We start from the raw sequence: 20,464 nt of genomic DNA on the forward strand, positions 1-20,464 counted from the left end.
TTTTTTGAAAAACGTAGGGTTAGTTAAATTTTGGCTATACCTTAACCATATACTTTTAGTAATCAAAAACTTAAGCAGGTTGTAGCCTTGAGAGACGTTTATATCTAGCATTTTCAATCTATATTAAGTATTGGTTAACCATTAATTATCCAATTACATTACCATAAAAGTTATTTTATAAAAATATCTACGCCTATAATCCTAGTATAAGCGTGATAGCAGCCTTATTTATGGTGGTTTTAGTATTTATCTTTTAAAAATCAGCATCAATTTTAAACTCTAAGCGCTCGTGATTAATCGGGTGCGTGAATGCTAGATACTCAGCATGCAGGTGTAACCGGTCTGCTTTTTTACCATAATGTGTATCACCAATAATAGGGGTGTTTAAACCTAATACATGTGCGCAGTGCACACGCAGTTGATGTGTGCGCCCTGTTTTAGGGTAGAGCTGCAAGCGAGTTGTGTTGTTTTTTCGCTCAAGTACTTGCCATGTTGTAAGTGCAGGCTTTCCTTTTTGGTAACACACTTTTTGACGCGGCTTATCATCAAAATCTGGTGTTAGTGGTAACTCTATAGTACCGCTTTCTTGTTCTATATTCCCGTCAACTAAAGCAACGTAGCGCTTTTCTATTGTGCGCTCAATAAATTGTTTTTGAATGGCTTTATGTGCCCGTTTATTTAGGGCAATAATTAATAGTCCTGAGGTTGACATATCCAATCGGTGCACAATAAGTGGGCCTGTAGCTTCTGGAAATTGTGTTTTCATACGCAAGAATACAGAGTCGTCTATGGTAATGCCCGGGACCGATAAAAACTCTGCCGGTTTATTCACTATGACCAAATCGTCATCTTGGTAAACAACAGTAAGCTCTTTACCTTGTGCAGGGTTATTCAACAGTGGGCTAGGTTCTACATTTAAGCCTTTTAGCATGTGGCCTAAAATAGGCTGACACTTACTAAAGCAAGATGGGTAGTAGTTTTTATGCTGCCTAACCGCAGATTTAGGCGGGGCTCCCCACCAAAATTCACCCATGGCTATAGGTGTTAAGTTATGTTTAAACGCATATTGAAGTAATTTAGGGGCTGCACAGTCACCTGCCCCCGATGCCGGCGTATGCTCAGGTAATTTGGCAAAAATAGCATTGAGGTCTTCTATTTCGCCATCAATATTAAGAAATTGATATTGAGCAAATAGTATTTTTTGTAAGCTTTTGGAGAGCGTTTTACGGCGTTTTTTTAAATGTTCAAGTTCATCGTTTATTTTGCTATGCGCTTGTTCAAGTGTGACTAGCTGTGTTTGCCATTTTTGCTTTAATGCCTGAAGCTGCTTTTTTTCTTCAATGCTTTGTGTTGCTAGCTTTTTTTTGAGTTGTTGAATTTTGGTTTTACTCGATTTTTTTTCAGCGTCGCTGCGTTGTTTTTTACGCTTTTTTCTGCTTTTTTGCATTAAAGCATGCTGCGCTTGCAGCTCTTTTTCAAATCCTTCGTTGGCGGTAGCTAATAATTGGCTAATGCTCTTTAGCTGCTCACTGTTTTCAAGTTCGTTTATTTGCGCGTTTATGTCATTTATTATTTTGCTTTTAGCTAAGTAATTTTCATCGTTTAATTGCATACTTGAAATAGGGGGCACAAAGTTAATATTTTCCTTGTTTGCGTCAACTTGCCCTGAGTAGGCTGCTAAAAAGCCCAGTTCGTTTTGCTCATTTTTAACCACTAACACGCCAAACATTTTACCCGCGTTTTCAGCTTTTAAATGTGGCAGTGTTTCGAGCTGCTGTTGCAATTGTTCGCTTGCTGCAATAGTTAACGGGTGTGGCTCGTAAAAAAAGGGGTAAGTAAACTGTTCCGGTAAAGGAATAGTGGAAACAGGTTGAGCATATGGGGTAAAACAAGGGCTGTTAGACATAGCGGTCGAATCATGAAATTGAGGCGAAGAATTAATTTAGATTTTATCACAGCATGAGCTTGCTAGGGGATATTGGTTCTACAAATAATAAAAAAAGGCCAGCAACAATGCCGGCCTTGATATTTTAACTTACCACAAATTATTTATTGGCATCTTTTACTGCTTTAAGTTTTGCTGCGTGGTCTATTTCGTAATCAGGCATGTCTTTTTTACCCTCTATTAAATAGTTATCCATCCAACGCATTAAACGTAAGCTGTAGTCGTATTGTGCTGCCACTTTACGGTTGCCGTGGCCTTCACCCGGGTAATAAACAAGGCGTACATCTTTACCTTGTACTTTCATGTAGCGGTAAAGCTCCATTGACTGTGCAGGGTGCACGCGTGGATCGTCTTTACCGTGCATAATAAGCAACGGTGTTTCTGACTGACCAGCCCAGTAAATTGGGCTGCGCTCTAAATACCATTGCCATTTATCCCACGGGTATGAACGGGCATGCACTAAGTGCATTTCGTTTGAAATATCAGTGGTACCAAACTTAGAAAGTTGGTTAGTGACACCCACAAACATAACACTTGCTGCAAAATGTTCAGTTAGTTTTGTTGCACCCCAAGCAGAGGCGTAACCGCCGTAAGAACCACCTGTGATACCAACACGTTTGCTGTCAACTAGACCCATGTCGACTAAATGGTTTTTAAAGTCCACTAGGTCGTCAAACTCTTTACCAGCGTAATCGTTTTGCCCTAGCTTTGAATAATCAACGCCTTTACCTGTAGAACCACGATAGTTTGGATAAAATACCGCGTACCCACGTGCAGCACCCATTTGGCCAGGGCGAGAGTAATTGGTGATCCACCCATCTTTGTCGTGACTTTCTGGGCCGCCATGTACTGACATTATAAGTGGGTAGCGTGTGCCTTTTTTGTAATCGAGCGGGTATACAAGTACGCCGTCTAGTTCAACGCCATCACGCGCTTTAAGTTTAATCGTTTCTTGTTTAGCAAAACGTTTATCGTTCAGCCAGCTGTTTGAGTCTGTTAAACGCTTTGCTTTTTTACTACGCACAATAAACACTTCGTTAGGATGCTTAGCACTGTTACCACGAAGTGCCAATGTTTTATCTGAGTCAGAAACACTTAACTGCGTTGCAATAAATTGGCCTTCATCAACTAGCTTTTTGTATTTGTTAGAGCCTGCTTTGATACTGGCAACAAAGCTTTGCGTACCTACATTGGCAATAAAGTTAAGCGTGTTACGCTTATGCGACCATTCAAAATCAACGACGTGGCCCATAAAGTTAGGTAGCCACTCAGTGATTTTTGCGGTTTCAGTGTCAGCAATAAATAAGCGGCCAGTTGCTGGGTCGTGCTGATCTTCTGCGCCTAAAATAGCGACGTATTTACCATCATGCGACAGCTCTGCATCGCCCAATTTACCCTGTGTTTTAAACGATAAGGTTACTTTTTCGTTAGCAATATCGTAAAGGTGCCACATTGATTTAGTATAGCGATCGTCAATAAGTGCTGTAGGTTGAGTTTTAACGAGTAGCTTGTCACTGTCGGCTGACCAGTTAACATCGCTTACATAGCTATCAATGTTTATGGCTGTTGGCGATAATGGTTTATCTTCTTTGGCCAAATCAACAACAAAGAGTTGTTTGTTTTTTAAACCTAGTTCGTATACTTCTGCTTTAAAACCAAGTTTTTTTAATTCTTTATCTGATTTGTCGGCAGCGGGCATCGCTAATAACGCAAGCTGTTTATTGTCTGGGCTTAGTTGATAACTTGAAATAGAAGTCCCTTTTAACGACATAACTGCTTGTGCTTGTCCGCCATCAACAGGAATTTGGTAAAGCGAAGTAAATTTATCGTCTTTAAGCTTTGCTAAAAAGTAAATTGTTTTGCTGTCGTTTGACCATTGTAGGCTTTTAATATTAACCGAGCCGGTAATAAATGGGCGTTCAACACCTTCATCGTCTACAACGTAAAGTTCGCTGTAATTGCTGCCATTTTCGTCAACGTAAAGTTTGCGTGGTAACGAGCGTGTAAATGCAACGCTTTCACCATCTGGGCTAATACTTGTTTGTATTACCGATTTTACTTTTGGAATGTCTTCAACTGTGATTGCTGATTGCGCAAATGCAAGGCTGCTTGAAAGCCCGATTGCTAGCGCTAAGCTTGTCTTAAGCATTGTTATATCCTTTATTTTTAAAATCCAGATTAGTATAACAAGCTAAGGTTAATAAACTAAAAAATGCGATTAATGCTCAAAAGAGGGCGTTAAATGAAGGTGATAAAATAAATAATGAATAGCGCGGAATGTACCGCGCTGCTTTTTATAAACTTTTTTTAGGCGGTAAGGCAACGTTTGCAAATATAAGCCCGGCTACAAGCGACATAAATATTAAAAATGTTTGCTGGCCTATATGCTCTGCATATATGAAGTCTTGGCCTTCAATAAGTGAATTTAAGCCAATGTAGGTTTTGCTACCTGGGACTAATACAATCAAGCCCTGCATTGCCACAATTGAAGCCGGCGCATTAGCAACACGGTTAAATAAATTACTAAAAATACCCACCGATAACGCGCCAACAAATGTACCCAATGTGTAATCTAAATACATTGCTGACCCAATACTTGTGCCATAGGCTATAAAGCCTGATGCAATAGACCAACCCGCATGTTTTAGTTTGGTTCTAAATATAACTATTAGGCTGCTACACAGTAAAAATATAGCGAGCCAAGGTGTCCAGCTGGGTAAAGGCTCCGGTTGAACAAAGTCTGCTTGGCCAAAAAGTGCAAAGCCAATGCCTATACCTATAAAGCCACCAAAATAGAGTTTAAACAGCAACATAAATGAGTCCATTACTCTTGCTGTACCCGAGACCAAGTGGCGAGCTGCAAGCTCTGCCAATCCAAGTGCAAGCGCAAGGCCCGGTATAAATACAATAATGGCAGAAAGCACCACTAAGCGTATGTTTACTTCGGGTGTTATATAAACGCTTACAGCACAGGCCATAATTGCTGAAACAATAGCAACAAGTGGTTCAAGCATATGCGCTACACGTTTAGAGCGCATAGACCACAATACAAACATATACACCACAAGGGTGAGTAACGCAGACCAAATTACATCGGTCCAACTGGTGCCCATAAGCATTGCAAATGCGCCGCCCGAGGTTGCAAATGCAATACCTGTCGTTAATTTATTGTAAGGGTTAGGGGCATCAAAAATTATATCTAGCTGTTGGTCTACTTCTTGAAGAGACAATTCTTCATTAAGCATTTTATTTACAAGGTCGTCGGCATCGGCAAGTGATCCTAAATCATGATCGCCTGGGTCAACTCGTGCCACATGCGTATACTCATCTTCATGGCCGTCGGTCCAAATAACAAAGGTGACCGAGGTGGGCGACATAACAAACGACGATTTGAGGCCTAAGTATGTGGCGACTTCCATTAAGTGTGCTTCTAGGCGGTAGGCAGGCGTACCGTATTTATGAAGCATTTTACCCAACTTAACGATAAATTTGCGTTTTTCTGTAAAGGTTGCAGTTTTCAAATCTTATTTAGGCCAGTGTGTAAATAAATTAGCTAAAAGTATAGGCTAAAACGCCCATATGTAATGGGCGCGATTTTAAAGACTAATTGGTGCGTGTCTAGTCATTTTTAATCTAATTTTTTATTTTTCTCCGCTATCCATTGCGCCATGTATTGTGTGCTTCGCATTGTGTGATGTTTGAGCATTTGTCCGGTAAAGTTTTTTTCACGATGCGTGCTTAAATCGCTGCTTATTGCATCTATTTTATTAATGAGCGCCGCGCTTAATTTTACTTTGTCGAATACGGTGTTAAGTAGCGTATTGCCAGCTTGCTGGGCATGATTAAAATCGGTTTCATTGGTATAAAGCTCAACAGCTGCATTTGCAAAGTCTTCGGTATTATTAGCCACTTTACCAGACCAAGGTAAATCGTTGTGCATGCCCTCTACACCAATACTGGTGGTAACGCTGGGTGTTTGCATTATCATGGCTTCAAGTAATTTACCTTTAATCCCTGCGCCAAACCTAAGAGGGGCTAAACATACGCGCGCACTTTGCATTACATCATAGGCGTTATCGGCCCAGCCTTTTATTAAAAAACCCGTTTTAGGGTTATTAAGTGCTGTGGCTTTAGGTGGCGGGTAAGAGCCATAAATATGTAGTTCTGCTTTTGGTAATTGCTTGCGAATAAGCGGCCATATTTTTTGTAAGTAAAGTACTGCATCCCAGTTTGGCGCATGCCTAAAATTACCTATCGTCATAAAGTGCTGACGTTCATCAAAGCTTTTTGTGGTTTCGGGCAACGAGGTTAAATCGACCATAAACGGTAAATGGTGTAATAAGCTTGGTTCGACCTTAAATACGCTATTGAGTAATTCCATTTCGTAGCTTGAAATAATTAGGCTTAGGTCGCAACGCAAAATAGCCGCTATTTCGCGTTTAGCTATGTCTGAATGTAAATCGCTGGTTGTAAATTCACGCTCGCCTTTGTGCGCTTCATGGCGTGCGTTTCGCAGGCACTGTAAATCTTCGGTATCGAGAATCTTAATGGCATTGGGGCAATGCTTATCAACGCGCCAACCAAATTGTTCTTCCATCATAAACCGGTCAAACATTACAATATCTGGGTTATAGGCTTTAACGTATTCGTCAAAGCTTTCGCAATTAAGGGCAATGCTTTGGCTTGTTATACCAAAGTCGTCAAGGTTTACCATGTGCTCTGTGCGTTGAGCGGGAGTAGCAAACTCCACTTGCCAGTTTTGTGCTGTAAATGCGTTCAATAATGACATCATGTGCGTACCCGCAGCGGATGAGTTGGGCTCTGGCCATACGTAGCCAATTACCAGCACTTTTTTCATTGGCTAGACTCTTTAATTTGTAAGTTAACATTTACCAGTGTTTTAACCGGTGGGGCTGTATTTTGTAATAGTTCTTGTAGTACTAAAAGGCAACGTTTCGCGATTTCATGCGTGCTGATTGCAACACTCGTTAATGTGTCGTCAAGTAAGGCGCTATTTTTAACTTGCTGACAGCTTACTACTTTAATGCGTTGATTAGCTGCTAAGTTTAATGTGTTAATGCTTGCTAGCACGCCGTGGGCGATAATGTCATTCGCACACACAATGGCGTTAATAGCAGGGGTGCTTTTATAAGCCTGTGCAAAAGCATTTTTGGCACTAAGAGCGGAATTTTCACCACATTCGATTGCGTTTAGTGGCGATATACTGTGTTGTGCACATGCGGTATTAAAGCCGTGTTGAAGTGTTAAGCAGCTGCTTAATTGTAAATTGCTGCCTATAAACGCAATGTTTGTAACCCCTTGAGAAAGTAAATGCATGCTAACTATATGGCTAGCTTTTTTGTAGTCGGGTAACACACAAGGTGCATTACTAAATGCAAGCTCTTGCATTAAGGTAACAACGCTATGCTGAGAACTTAATGTGTCTAACCATTGGGTGCATGTATTAGTCACAGGGCAAATTATAAATCCTGCGGCGTTGTATTCTTTTAGTTTATTAATTGCCTGTGTTTGCTGCTCAACGTTATTGTTACTGCTAACAATAACGGCCTGAAAACCTTCATTGTTTAATGTTAGCTCAAGCTCGTTGGCCAACTGTGCCATAACAGGGTCAGTTAAATCATTTATAACCACAGCGATTAAATTAGAGCGCTTTGAACGCATAGCTGCGGCATCGCGGTTATAAACGTAGCCTAATTCATCAATTGCTTTTAATACTTTTTGTTTGCTTTTATCGCTGACTTTTTTACTTTGAGTCAGCACCAAAGACACCGTTGACTTAGACACACCTGCAAGGTCGGCAACATCAAAAATTGTGACAGATTTAGCTTTGTTATGCATAGTAGTGTTTGTCGCAGTGATAAATTAAAAACGCATTAGTGTAGCTTAAACTGGGCTGTTAAGTCATCTTTTGCCATGTGTTGAGCCACCTTAATGCTTTATGAACAAAGCAAAACGTGTTTATATACACTTAATTGTGTAAAAAATAACAAAAGGATAAAAACATGAACGCTTTTAGGCTGTTAGTTGCCTTTATTTGTTGTGTTGTATTACTACCATTTAGTCATGCAGAGCAGGGCTACCAAACTCCTTCGCCTGATTTAGCGGCAGTGGTAGATGCTAAATTGGCGCCCACAAGTTACTTATCAAGTGATGGTCAGTGGCTTGCGCTATTTGAACGCAGGCGTGTTGTATCGCTTGATGAGCTTGCAATTGAAGAGTTAAAGCTTGCGGGGATTAAACTAAACCCGGCTAATTTTTCACGCACACGGGTGCGCGCAAATTTTAGTGCTGTAGAACTTAAACATGTGCAAAGTGGCACTGTTATTAATATTAATAACTTACCAAATGGTATTATTCGCTCGCCTAAGTGGTCTTCAAATAGCAAATACTTGGCGTTTATTGTTGAACAAACAAACGAAGCAAATTTATGGCTTTATAGTGTTGAAAGTAAACAAGCAAAAATGCTTTCAAGTGCTGCGTTAAATTCAGTTTTAACGGCATCGCCATACCAATGGTTACCAGACAGCACAGCCATTATTGCAAACCTAGCTGTAAATGTGGGTAAACCACGACTAGAAAACAACAGCCAAAATGTTGTGCCAGTTATTCAGCAAAGTACTGGTGAAAAAGCCCCCGCACGCACGTATCAAAATTTATTAACGAGCCCATTTGATGAAGCTCAATTTAAGTTTTTTGGCCAAGGCCAGTTGGCTTACATTACCCTTGATGGAAAAGCCCAAGCTATTGGCAGTCCTGCACTTTTTAAATCGTTTTCGGTGTCGCCCGACTCGACTAATATTTTGGTGGCGGGAATTAACGAGCCGTTTTCGTATCAAGTGCCTTACAGCCGCTTTGCGACAACGTGGCAAATATGGGGTATGCGTGGTTTTGCATTAGCCGAGCTTGCTAAGCAACCTTTGGCCGATAATATTCCACAAGGTTACGACAGTGTACGTACAGGAAGACGTAATTTTGAATGGCGAGCAGACCAGGGTGCTGAAGTTATTTGGGCAGAAGCGCAAGATGGCGGCGACATGAAAACTGACGTACCGCACCATGACTACATTTATAGCCTACGTGCACCGTTTAAACGCGCGCCAAAGTTATTTGCAAAAGTAGAACGTCGTTATGCGGGTATGGAGTGGGCTAATAACGACATTGCTATGCTGAGCGATTGGCGCTTTAGCGACCGTCAATTGCGTACGTATGTTATTCAGCCACGTAATGCCGATAGTAACCGTGTGCTGTTTTCAGAGCGCAGTTATAACGATGCTTATAAAGATCCCGGTAATGCTATTTACGAGCGTAACGATTTAGGCGCTAATGTAATTAAAGTGGTTGGTGGGCGTTATATTTACCTGCGTGGCAATGGTGCGTCAGAACAAGGTAACATCCCGTTTTTAGACAGGTACGATGTAAAAACAAATAGCAGCAAGCGTTTATGGCAATCTAAAGCGCCTTATTACGAGCGTGTAAGGGCGCTGCTTGATGACGAAGGCGAACGCTTTATTACTGTTCGTGAGTCTAAAACTGAGCAGCCTAACTTTTTCATTCGTGATTTAGATGACGATTCGTTAACCCAACTAACGCAATTTGAACACCCATACCCTGCTTTTAAAGGGGTAACAAAAGAACAAGTGCGTTACACGCGCGACGACGGTGTTGAGCTTTCTGGCACGTTATATTTACCACCAGGGTACGACAAAACACAAGGCACTTTGCCTGTGCTTATGTGGGCTTACCCGCTTGAATACAAAGACAAAGCAGTAGCGTCGCAAGTTCGCGAGTCGCCTTACGAGTTTACGTATATTGGTTACTGGGGCCCAATGCCGTACCTTGCCAAAGGTATTGCCGTATTTGACGATCCTAAAATGCCCATTGTTGGTATTGATGGCAGCGAGCCAAATGATCACTTCAGAAAACAGCTGGTTTCTAGCGCCAAAGCAGCAGTAGATGTGTTAGTTAATAAAGGGATTGCTGATAAAGACAAAATAGCCATAGCAGGGCATTCATACGGTGCATTTATGGTTGCTAACTTATTGGCGCATAGTGATTTATTTAAAACAGGTATTGCTCGAAGTGGTGCGTATAACCGTACGTTAACACCATTTGGTTTTCAGGGGGAAGAACGTGATTTTTGGCAGGCGCAAAGTGTATACGCTAATATGTCGCCGTTTTTTCACGCCGAAAAAATCGATGAGCCAATGCTCATGATACACGGTAAAGAGGATCCTAATTCAGGCACTTTTCCAATGCAAAGTGAGCGCATGTATGCCGCGCTTAAAGGCTTAGGAAAAGATGCCCGTTTAGTTATGCTGCCTTACGAAGCTCATGGCTACCGCGCACGTAAAAGCTTATTACATGTATTGTGGGAGCAAGAGCAGTGGCTAGATAAGTATTTGTTAAATGATACACCACAGCCAGTAGAGGTCGTTAGCGAGCCTGCTGTTAATACCCAGCAATAACAATACACATAGGTAAGCAACAGCGCGGCTACTTATAGCCGCGTTTTTGTTATGAATACGAGAGTAAATTAATGATTGATGTAGCAGCACTGGCAGTTTTTATTCCTACGTTCTTTTTTGTATCTATCACACCGGGTATGTGTATGACGCTTGCCATGACATTAGGTATGAGCATCGGTGTGCGCCGCACCCTGTGGATGATGATAGGTGAGCTGTTAGGGGTTGCAAGTGTAGCTATTGCGGCGGTACTTGGGGTTGCAAGTGTCATGCTAAATTATCCTGATGCGTTCGCTATTTTAAAATGGGTCGGTGGTGCCTACTTAATTTATATAGGTATAAATATGTGGCGCGCCAAAGGTAAAATGTCGGTTAATACACATAGCCCAAGTGATGTAAGTAGGCAGTCGCTTTTTACGCAAGGGTTTATTACCGCTGTTGCTAACCCAAAAGGGTGGGCGTTTATGATCTCACTATTGCCGCCGTTTATTAATGTTGACCAGGCTGTTGCGCCACAGTTATTTATTTTACTTAGCGTAATTATGATAACCGAATTTGTAAGTATGTTAGCGTATGCAACAGGTGGTAAAAGCCTGCGCTTGTTTTTAGCCCGAGGCGATAATATTAAATGGATGAACCGAATTGCAGGTAGTTTAATGATGCTTGTAGGTGTTTGGTTAGCCTTAGATTAATAATAAAGAGCCCGTGGCTCTTTATTATTTTGCGCATAACGACTATTAATTTTTAATTAGAACCTGCGTGATTTAACTGCGCTTTTAAAAATGGTGCCGTTTTACTTTTTTGTGATTCAGCGACCCTTTCAGGTTTTCCTTGTGCAACTATTACCCCGCCTTCGTCGCCAGCTCCTGGGCCAATATCAATAACCCAATCACTGTTACTGGCTACTTGCATATCGTGCTCAACCATAATGACGGTGTTGCCAGCATCAACTAAGCCATTTAACTGCGCCATTAGCATGGCTACATCTTTTGGGTGTAGGCCTGTGGTTGGTTCATCTAAAATATAAAGCGTATCGCCTCGCTGTGTTCGTTGTAGTTCAGTGGCAAGTTTAATACGCTGGGCTTCACCGCCCGAAAGTTCAGTAGCAGGTTGCCCTAAACGTAAATAGCCAAGGCCCACTTGTAAAAGCGCATTGAGCGCGCGCAAAACAGCGGGTTCATCGGTAAAAAATGTATGCGCTGACTCAACGGTTAAATTAAGCACATCGGCAATGGTTTTCTCTTTATAGGTAATGTCGAGTGTTTTTTGGTTATAGCGCTTACCATTACACACAGGGCAAGGTGAATACACGCTGGGTAAAAATAACAGCTCTACGCTTACAAAGCCTACGCCTTCACAGTTTTCGCAGCGGCCTTTTTTAACATTAAACGAAAAGCGACCGGCATCGTATTTTCGCTCTTTTGCCTCTTTGGTATTGGCAAATAGCTTACGTACTTGATCGAATAAGCCCGTGTAAGTGGCAAGGTTTGAGCGAGGTGTACGGCCAATGGCTTTTTGATCAACCGTTATTAGGCGCTTTATGTGTTCAATGCCCTGAGTTATTTTCCCGTCGGTTGCTACGTTGAGCTCTTGCTCGAGTAACTCTGCTTCGTCGGTAGGTATTTGTGGCTGCGATTTTTGCCCCAGTGCATCATAAACCAGGTCAACAAGCGCTTGGCTAACTAAGCTTGATTTACCTGAGCCAGATACCCCTGTAACACTTGTAATAACCCCAAGCGGAAATTCTACATTAAGCTTTTGTAAGTTATTACGTTCAACATTTTTAAGCGCTAGCCACGCTTTAGGTTGGCGTTGCTTGTTTTGTATGTGAGCCTGCTGGGTTTGGTTATTTTTAAATAAATACTGGCTAGTGTGTGAGCTACTAATTTGCTTTAGGCCTTCAACGGGGCCGCTATAAAGTATGTTACCGCCATGGGAGCCCGCATTTGGCCCAACATCGACTACCCAGTCGGCATGTCGAATAACACTTACGTCGTGCTCAACCACAAATACAGAGTTACCAGCAGCTATTAGTTCATCTAATGCGCTTAAAAGTGCTTGTGTATCGGCAGGGTGTAAACCAGCAGAAGGTTCATCTAATACATACACAACACCAAATAATTTTGAGCGAAGTTGCGTTGCTAGCCGCAAACGTTGTAACTCCCCTGGTGATAACGATGGGGTGGTGCGCTCAAGCGATAAATACCCTAGGCCAAGTTTAGTCAGTGATTCTATACGTTTAATAATATCGCTTGTAATACGCTTAGTGACGATGGCTTTTTCTGGGTTTGTAGCGTTACTTTTAGAAGGTGGATTAGCGGCAAATCTTAATTTATCTGCAAGTTCGTTCAATGTTAACTGCGAAATTTCGCCTATATCAAGGCCTGCGACTTTAACCGATAACGACTCTTTTTTAAGCTTTTTACCTTTACAGCTTGGGCATGGGGATATTTGCATAAACTGCGACACTCGTTTTTTTATACGAGGACTTTGTGTTGTAGCAAAAGATTTAAGAACAAAGCGCTTAGCACTGGTAAAAGTACCTTTATACCGAGGTTTTTCGCCATTTTTAATGGCGTTTTTAACTTCTAAAATAGTGTAGTCTGGGTAAACAGGCACAGTGGGGGTATCGTCTGAAAATAAAATCCAATCGCGTGCTTTTTGCGGTAACTCATACCATGGTATGTCGATGTCGTAACCAAGTGATACCAGTATGCGACTTAAGTTTTTACCTTGCCATGCTGGTGGCCAAGCTTCTATTGCGCCTTCGCGTATCGTTTTTGTATTGTCGGGCACAAGTAGTTGTTCGGTTACCTCAAAAGTGCGGCCAATGCCCGAACACTGTGGGCATGCACCTTCGGGGGTATTTGGAGAAAACGCATCGGCATACAAAATGCTCTGCCCTTTAGGGTATTCGCCAGCGCGTGAGTAAAGCATTCGCAGCGCTTTAGAAATAGTAGTTACGCTGCCAACCGATGAACGAACAGAAGGCGCACCGCGCTGTTGCTGCATTGCTACTGCTGGTGGCAGCCCTTCAATTGAATCTACATCGGGTTCGCCAACCTGATCGATTAACCTACGTGCATAAGGCGACACCGAATCAAGGTAACGATGCTGCGATTCAGCAAATAATGTTCCAAAGGCGAGCGATGATTTACCCGAGCCCGATATACCAGTAAACACCACAAGCGAATTACGGGGCAGGTTTACATCCACATTTTTTAAGTTATGAACACGTGCGCCTCTTACTTGAATGCTGTGCTCAGTGTTTAATAAAGCCAATTGCGAATGTTCAATCGCGCCTGAACTGTTAAATGTGGTTGCCATGTAATTTTCTCCGTTTAATCGCCATGTTTATTAGGTGAAATTAAAGCTAAGATTACACAAGCAACGCTGAATGAGCGCTTAGTGAGCATTACTGTATTTGTTGTGTATGTTTACATAATAGGTAAATGCTGAGAGTATGCTTAACTATGTAGACTATACAAACGTCAATAAACGCTCGAAGGGGGTTATTAATATGGTTAAAGCATGGATTTTAATGTTGATTTTACTGTCGTCTTCGGTATTGGCAAATACTGAGAACGTAATAAACGTAGACAGAGCCATACCTAATAGCTTGCATTTAGCATTTCCAAACGATGCTAACATTACGCCTAAAAAAGGCGACTTCAATGTTTTAAATTACATATTAATGAGTAATAACGAGGGGGAACGCTGGGCAGTAATAACACTCACTAATTTATCGACGGGCAATCGTGAGCTTAACGAAGACCACTTAATGGCTTTGTTCGCTGATGGAACACGACTACCTCCTCAACCTTTTAAATTAAGTTTTAAGGGTAACGAAACGCAGTCGGTAACTGTCTCGTTTGCTGAATATAAATTTCCTATTTTAAGTGTTTACTCAAGTAATGATCAGTAGCTAACTTTAAAATAAGCCTAAATATGCAGTAATTGTTTTAGCTTATCGGCACCGGCTCTGCTGGTGCTAAGCTCCGATTTTACATCGTCGTTTACAATCACCATCAATTTGCCGTTAAACCAGCGCTGTATTTCTTTTATATGGTCAATATTAACCAAATAACTGCGATGAATACGCACAAAATTGTGCATGGCTAGGGCGTGTTCAAGCTGATCGAGCGTGTCGCTCAAGTGATTAAACGTTTCTCCATTCCACGCTAGGCTATTTCCTTGCTCTGATTTAATAAATTTAATATCGCTTGGGGAAAGTAAAAATATGCGCTCGCCACTTTTACTAACCAGTTTGTTTAATGAACTTTCTGTAAGTGTAAAAGCGGGTTCACCTGCGCAGCTAGTTACATGAGTGTGCGCTCGTTGTTGCTCTAATTGCTGCTGCGCTTTGGCTAACGCTTTTTTTAATCGTGCAATTGGAAAAGGTTTGAGTAAATAGTCAGTTGAGGCGTGCTCAAATGCTTCAATCGCAAATTGGTCATACGCGGTTGTGTAAATAATAATGGGTTGGTAGTTAAGTAAATCAATAAGTTCAAGGCCATTAATTTCAGGCATTTGAATATCAAGCAATACCACATCAGGAGTCAGCTCATTAATTAATGCAATGGCCTCTTTGCCATTTGTGGCTATACCTACGACGTCAACATGCTCCATTAAGCTTAATTGATGGTTTAATTTTTCGCGAGCAGGAAGCTCGTCATCGGCAAACAGTATACGCATTTTAGTCGTTTTATTTGGCAGGTTTATATTGTTCATAACGCTAGTTCCAGCGTAACAACAGCACCATTATCATTACTTAGCAATACTTTACTTTGTCCAAGTTGATTAACGCGTAGCATAATGTTTTTCATCCCTATACCTTTTCCGTAGCCACATTTTAATACATCGTCAGTAAAGCCTTTTCCGTTGTCGCTTATCACAATTTTTACCCCGTTAGATATTTCACTCAGGGTAATATTAAGTGTAAGTGAGGTTTGTTTAGCATTGTGCTTAATTGCATTTTCAATAATAGGTTGAATAAGTAGAGGTGGTAGCGTTTTGTTTTTAAGGGTATTAGGAATGTGGTAATTAACCTTAAGCTTATCGCCAAAGCGTGCTTTTTCAATATTTAGGTACTTTTCTATTATGGTAAGCTCTTGCTGTAAAGGTATTTGCTGTTGCTCTGCGGTATCAAGCGAGTATCTTAAAATATCAGCCAGTTCATGCAGTATTTCATCGGCTAAATCGGGTTTTGTGTGTATGTAAGCGGAAATTGTATTTAAGCTATAAAACATAAAATGAGGGTTTAGCTGGTATCGCAATGTAGCAAGTTGGGCTTGTTTAAGCGCATGTTTTTCGGCTGCTACGCGTTTTTTGCTTTCAATAAAAATACTGGTAAGGTAAATACACGAGCCCCAAAGTAAGCCGTTAAATACAACAAATATCCCCATTGATTTATGCCCATCAAAAAGCAGTGTCAGCAATACATCGGTAAGCACATTACCGAGGGCCATAAATACAACGGCAATTAACCATTCAAGTGCTGTTTTATTAATATGCTTATTGCGCAGATAAAAAATAACCGCTGCCGCACTCCATACCGGAACCCAATAAAAAGTAATAAACCACACGGTTGCGGCGAGTGCACTGCCGCCTGTTAAGGGCGCAGAGTTAGCAATTATCAGCCCAAGGGCGTAAGCAATATCAACAATAAGTAGAATAAAAAAGCTGTATTTGTAAAAAGGATGTTTGAGCATAATAGGTGCTTCTTTTTGTAAGTGATTAAACCATAACAAAAAACAGTCAAAACCCAAAGAGTTTGTGTTTTGACTGTTACTTATTTAAAAGTAAGTTAGCTCTTTGATTTGTAGTGTGTTTTTTAACGGCTCGTTGCTTGCGCCTGGCATTTTACGCCACATTAAGTTAACCCCTGTTAATTCTGTTGCCGACCACGTAACGGGGCTACCAAACCCAAACTGTTTAAATGTAGTGAAAGGTATATCAAGCGTGGTCCACTCATCGCGGGGTTTTAAAAGTACACTAAAGTGATCCCAATCTTTTACATCACTATGATAAACAGACATAGCAAAAGGTGTAGTTGAGCCTTTATAGGTTAAGCGAATACCTTTAAATGTTGAGGCATCAGCCGGTGACGAAAACTTAATTTCAGCGCCCGCCCATGCACCAAAGCTGGTAGGCTTTGTAATGGTTGTATCAATAGTTAAGCTATTTTTATGCGTGGTAAGCGTTGAAACAGACTGCCCACCCATTACCGAATCGCTCATAGCTTGCCATGGTGTATCACCGGTAAAATCATCAATACTATGCTGTGCTTGGCTGCTTTTAACTTCTTCATTGCAGGTAGGGCCTTGTGGTGTAATAGCCTTGTTTTGTGCAATAAGCGCTGGGCGGTCTACTTTTAAACCCGTTTTATACACCTGTGAGATAGTGTGAATATGGTTTATATCATTAAGTGGGTTTTGTTTAAGCAGTACAAAACTTGCCTCAAAACCTTTAGTAAGTTTGCCAATGCTCCCGGCTTTATTAATCGCTTTTGCGCCATTAACTGTGGCTGCGTTAATTATTTCACCATTAGTTAGGCCTGCTTTTTTAAGCGCATCTAACTCGTTGTGTAACCCTGTACCGTGCAGCGTGTATGGGTTTCCGGCATCAGAGCCTGTGCCAATAGCAATATTAGCTTTATGTAGCTTTCGAATATTTGCATAAGTGGTTTTACGCTCATCCCACGCGTGCTCTTTCCATTTTGAAGGTGCAGGCACCTTTTCAAACAAACACCCTTGAAGCTTTTCAGGAATGGTTTTTAGTAACTCGGTTTGTGAGCTAATAGTATGGTTATGCTTTTCATCGCTATGATTGTGGTACACCGCGAGGGTAGGAATGTAAGTTACGTTATGATCTTTCATTAGCGTAATAAATTCATCGTCAATCGCTTCGCTATTAATACCGTGCGCTAAAGCCGTTGCACCGGCTTTGATAGCACGTTTACCATCATTTAGTGTAGAAACATGCACAAAATACGGTAAATTAGCGGCTTTAGAGCGCTTACCTAGCTCAGCCAGTTGGCTATCAGTTAACGATTTACCTACACCGCCAAAGGTTTCAATAACCGCTTTAGTTACATGTGGATTAGTGCTTATATGTTTTTGCCACAGCGCTGCTATGTCTTCATCTTTTGCAATTTCGTATGCTTGGCCACCAAACTGCGTGCCATGCCCGCCAGGGTTGGTAAACAAAGTACCCGCATAAAAAAGGTTAGGGGTTAGTTGGGCTGCTTTTAATTGCGCAGCTTCGTTTAGGGTTTGCTCAAACGAAAACAAATCAACAATATTAGTTACGCCTAAATACAAATTAGAATTAAAGTGCGATTTAACCGGCAAATACTGAAACTCAGTAAAGTTACTACCCGATGAACCCAAATGTACATGTAAATCAATTAAACCAGGTATTGCATACTGGTTGTTGGCGTTAATTGTTTTATCTGCGTTTTGTAGTGGGTCAGTCGTTTTAGTAATGCTTACAATTTTACCCTCATCAATATATAGCGAACTTGGTGCAGAAAAGCTTTGCGAACTACTTTGGTATAAACGAATGTTATCGACTCGCAGGTCAATGGCGTGAGCACTAAAGTGGCTTGCTAAACTCAGTGCTATAACTGTTTTTGTAATAATGTTCATGACTGTATTCCTTATCAAAAATTAGGTATTTGGCGTTTTGTTGATAAGAAAGTTAGCGACTTTTATAACCTGCTTCATTAATGTTTATCTGAATCGACATTATTGGCAGTTGAACCGACACAAAAGTAAATAAGCGTTGTGGTAGGGCGGTTCAGGTTCACTAAATTAAGTGCTTTGAATGAGCGATAGGTTACGTGCCTAGTTTAAAGCAAAGCTTTAAACTTTGATCATGTTTGAATGGTTATTAAGGGCAGTGATGAGCGAGAAATAGTTAGTCAAAAATCTTAATGTCTGAAGTCAAGATTTGACCCTCGACTTGCAATATTGTCTGTTGCAATTGGAAATTCAATAATTCCGATTATATTTAATCTAGCATTGTTACTATTTTCATTGCTATTCCTTTCTTTTATATCTATTTTACTGACAGTTGTAATTATAATTGCAATATGTGGATTAGCTTATTTAAATTTCTTACTCGAGAAAAAAATTGAAGTTCTTACAAGAATTGTTCAGGAAAAAACAAATCAGGCTACAGAAAAAACTTTAGAGCTGTTAAATAAAGTTGAATTAATTCAGTCATTTAATGTAATGGGAAGTGAAATTCGCAACATGACTGATTGGCAAAAGGGTGCGCTTGATGCTCTTTACAAGAAAAATCGATTTCAGTCTGTGTTTGGAGGGGCGTTATTAGTAGCCTCTCTGCTCCTATTAGTATTACTTATAAGTTTATCTTCTTATTTAGTCACAATTGGGCATATATCAACAGGATCGCTTGTAGGATTTGTTAGTTATATTTTATTAGCTGGAAGAGCTTTTAACCAAGTGTCGGCTAATTACTCCTCAATTAGGAGAGCAAAATGTTCTTTTGACAAGATTAATCAATTTATTTCTCTAACTTTAAAAGTCACCCCCCCCCGCGAAAATAAGTTAGAACCGAATATAAAACTCAATAATGTAAGCTTTCTATACCCTAACTCTGATTTTCGTATTAAAGGTCTATCAGTTGAGTTTAATAAAGGTAAAATATACTCCATTGTTGGGCAAAGTGGCTCTGGGAAAAGTTCTTTATTGAATCTAATAAGAGGATGGTATACACCAAACGAGGGTAGTATAGATTTTAATGGTTCTTGTTCTGGGTATTTTGAATTATCTTCTTTTATTAATTATTTGGGATCAGAAGCAAATTTATTAAATCGCAGTATAGAGCGCAATATTTCACTTTCAGGTAACAGTGATGAAAGCTCGATTAAGCTTACTTTGAGTAAATTGGGATTGAGTAGCATTGATATCTACGACGAAGAGTTGACTAATACGCTTTCTACGGGGCAGAAACAGAAAGTTGCATTTGTTAGAGCTATTTTGTCAAAGAAGCCAATTTTAATTTTAGATGAAGCTACTGCTGTTTTAGACTCTAAGTCAGAGCATGAGCTATATAAATTAATTAAAGATAATCAGTTTATTAAATTAGTCATTATCGTTTCACATAGGTTATCTTCAGTTAGGCACGCTGACAAAATTATGGTTATGGATGGGGGAGAGGTTATAGAATCTGGCGACCATGAACTGTTGGTAAAAAGGGAGAGAAACTACTATAAAATTTTTGAAGAGCAGATGGATGATGCAATTGAAGCTTAAACGTTGGGTAGAATTTTCGTTAATCGCTATTCTTTTTTTTACTGACTTTATTGGTACGGTATATCTTTCAACTAACAATTACATTCTTCTCTCTGTTATTCTGTTTTCTTCTACGGTATTGACATTTGCTTTGAAGAGCTTTCTAAAAAGTATATCTGTTATATTATTCGTCAAATATATAATGATTATATTTGTACCACACTTTTTTGTGTGGCCAATCCATTTAATTTTTCCACTTATAGCGTTTGTAGCAATATCTTATTTTAGCGATGAAAAAGAGTATTATTTGAATCTCACCGCCCTCAAACTCAACAAAGGGGTGCTAGAAGGAGGAATTGTTTTAATCATATCTGTTTCGGCATTGTTCATATGGGCTAATACCTCATCCTCTGAGCTTGAACCCTTACGGAGGATGATTCCTGACTCATCAGCTATACAGCTAGTATTTGTTGCTTTGGGCTTTGCACTTATAAATGCTTTTCTCGAAGAGTGGCTGTTTAGAGGTGTTTTTCAAGAAACTTTACTGAAGTTAAATTTAAATTTTAGCTTGGCAACTTTCATTCAAGCTACGCTTTTTGCAATTGCCCACTATAAGCTTGGAGTTCCTAGTGGAAGTATTGGTTTTGCCATGACCTTTGTATACGCTTGTGCTTTGACTTTTCTTGTACGAAAAACCGGCTCACTTTTAGTACCTATTTTAGCCCATATATTTACAGATATTGCTGTATTTTATCTTATAGTGAATAGTTAAG

General features: G+C 40.4%; 14 protein-coding genes. 5 read left to right on the top strand and 9 right to left on the bottom strand.

What is annotated here, in order from left to right:
- Window positions 1-253: 253 nt before the first annotated feature.
- The 5 genes from CWB65_RS00460 to CWB65_RS00480 all read right to left on the bottom strand — a co-directional run bounded on the left by CWB65_RS00460 (window position 254) and on the right by CWB65_RS00480 (window position 7,804).
- A complete protein-coding gene (locus tag CWB65_RS00460; protein ID WP_138739570.1) occupies window positions 254-1,906 on the bottom strand; it encodes an RluA family pseudouridine synthase in 1,653 nt (550 codons plus the stop codon).
- Between the two features lie 139 nt (window positions 1,907-2,045).
- Window positions 2,046-4,094 carry a S9 family peptidase gene (locus CWB65_RS00465; RefSeq protein WP_138739571.1) on the bottom strand — a complete coding sequence of 683 codons (2,049 nt, stop codon included), beginning with the start codon at window positions 4,092-4,094 and terminating at the stop codon, window positions 2,046-2,048.
- 145 nt (window positions 4,095-4,239) lie between these two features.
- Entirely contained in the window at window positions 4,240-5,466 is a 1,227-nt protein-coding gene (locus CWB65_RS00470) for a threonine/serine exporter family protein (protein WP_138739572.1), read from the bottom strand.
- Between the two features lie 107 nt (window positions 5,467-5,573).
- On the bottom strand, window positions 5,574-6,803 hold the full coding sequence (locus CWB65_RS00475; protein WP_138739573.1) for a glycosyltransferase: 1,230 nt from the start codon (window positions 6,801-6,803) through the stop codon (window positions 5,574-5,576).
- Window positions 6,800-7,804, bottom strand: a complete 1,005-nt coding sequence (locus tag CWB65_RS00480; RefSeq protein WP_138739574.1) for a LacI family DNA-binding transcriptional regulator — start codon at window positions 7,802-7,804, stop codon at window positions 6,800-6,802. Before CWB65_RS00480 ends, CWB65_RS00475 begins: the two co-directional genes overlap by 4 nt.
- Window positions 7,805-7,968: 164 nt before the next feature.
- Between CWB65_RS00480 and CWB65_RS00485 the strand changes: the two genes are divergently transcribed.
- Entirely contained in the window at window positions 7,969-10,431 is a 2,463-nt protein-coding gene (locus CWB65_RS00485) for an alpha/beta hydrolase family protein (RefSeq protein WP_138739575.1), read from the top strand.
- Window positions 10,432-10,502: 71 nt separating this feature from the next.
- Window positions 10,503-11,120, top strand: coding sequence for a LysE family translocator (locus CWB65_RS00490; protein WP_008129686.1), 618 nt, complete (start codon window positions 10,503-10,505; stop codon window positions 11,118-11,120).
- A 52-nt stretch (window positions 11,121-11,172) separates the two neighbouring features.
- Here the strand turns inward: CWB65_RS00490 and uvrA are convergent, their stop codons facing one another.
- The gene (gene uvrA, locus CWB65_RS00495) at window positions 11,173-13,755 is read right to left on the bottom strand and encodes an excinuclease ABC subunit UvrA (RefSeq protein ID WP_138739576.1); all 2,583 of its coding nucleotides are present in this window, start codon (window positions 13,753-13,755) and stop codon (window positions 11,173-11,175) included.
- Between the two features lie 193 nt (window positions 13,756-13,948).
- Between uvrA and CWB65_RS00500 the strand changes: the two genes are divergently transcribed.
- Window positions 13,949-14,353 carry a hypothetical protein gene (locus CWB65_RS00500; RefSeq protein WP_138739733.1) on the top strand — a complete coding sequence of 135 codons (405 nt, stop codon included), beginning with the start codon at window positions 13,949-13,951 and terminating at the stop codon, window positions 14,351-14,353.
- Window positions 14,354-14,370: 17 nt separating this feature from the next.
- Here CWB65_RS00500 and CWB65_RS00505 read toward each other — a convergent pair whose 3' ends face one another.
- Genes CWB65_RS00505 through CWB65_RS00515 form a run of 3 tightly spaced genes read right to left on the bottom strand, consistent with a single transcriptional unit; the run spans window position 14,371 to window position 18,077 of the window.
- Window positions 14,371-15,159 carry a LytR/AlgR family response regulator transcription factor gene (locus tag CWB65_RS00505; RefSeq protein ID WP_138739577.1) on the bottom strand — a complete coding sequence of 263 codons (789 nt, stop codon included), beginning with the start codon at window positions 15,157-15,159 and terminating at the stop codon, window positions 14,371-14,373.
- Window positions 15,156-16,196, bottom strand: coding sequence for a sensor histidine kinase (locus tag CWB65_RS00510; RefSeq protein ID WP_138739578.1), 1,041 nt, complete (start codon window positions 16,194-16,196; stop codon window positions 15,156-15,158). Before CWB65_RS00510 ends, CWB65_RS00505 begins: the two co-directional genes overlap by 4 nt.
- A 27-nt stretch (window positions 16,197-16,223) precedes the next feature.
- Window positions 16,224-18,077, bottom strand: coding sequence for a CIA30 family protein (locus CWB65_RS00515; RefSeq protein WP_138739579.1), 1,854 nt, complete (start codon window positions 18,075-18,077; stop codon window positions 16,224-16,226).
- Between the two features lie 291 nt (window positions 18,078-18,368).
- On the opposite strand from CWB65_RS00515, the gene CWB65_RS00520 reads away from it, so the two are divergent.
- Both CWB65_RS00520 and CWB65_RS00525 read left to right on the top strand, forming a co-directional pair.
- Window positions 18,369-19,712 carry an ATP-binding cassette domain-containing protein gene (locus CWB65_RS00520; protein ID WP_283240426.1) on the top strand — a complete coding sequence of 448 codons (1,344 nt, stop codon included), beginning with the start codon at window positions 18,369-18,371 and terminating at the stop codon, window positions 19,710-19,712.
- Window positions 19,693-20,463 (top strand): CPBP family intramembrane glutamic endopeptidase, encoded by a 771-nt coding sequence (locus CWB65_RS00525; RefSeq protein ID WP_138739581.1) that lies wholly within the window; start codon window positions 19,693-19,695, stop codon window positions 20,461-20,463. Before CWB65_RS00520 ends, CWB65_RS00525 begins: the two co-directional genes overlap by 20 nt.
- The last annotated feature ends 1 nt before the right edge of the window (window position 20,464 follow it).

The sequence above is a fragment of the Pseudoalteromonas sp. S554 genome, assembly GCF_005930865.1.
Classification (GTDB): domain Bacteria; phylum Pseudomonadota; class Gammaproteobacteria; order Enterobacterales; family Alteromonadaceae; genus Pseudoalteromonas; species Pseudoalteromonas marina.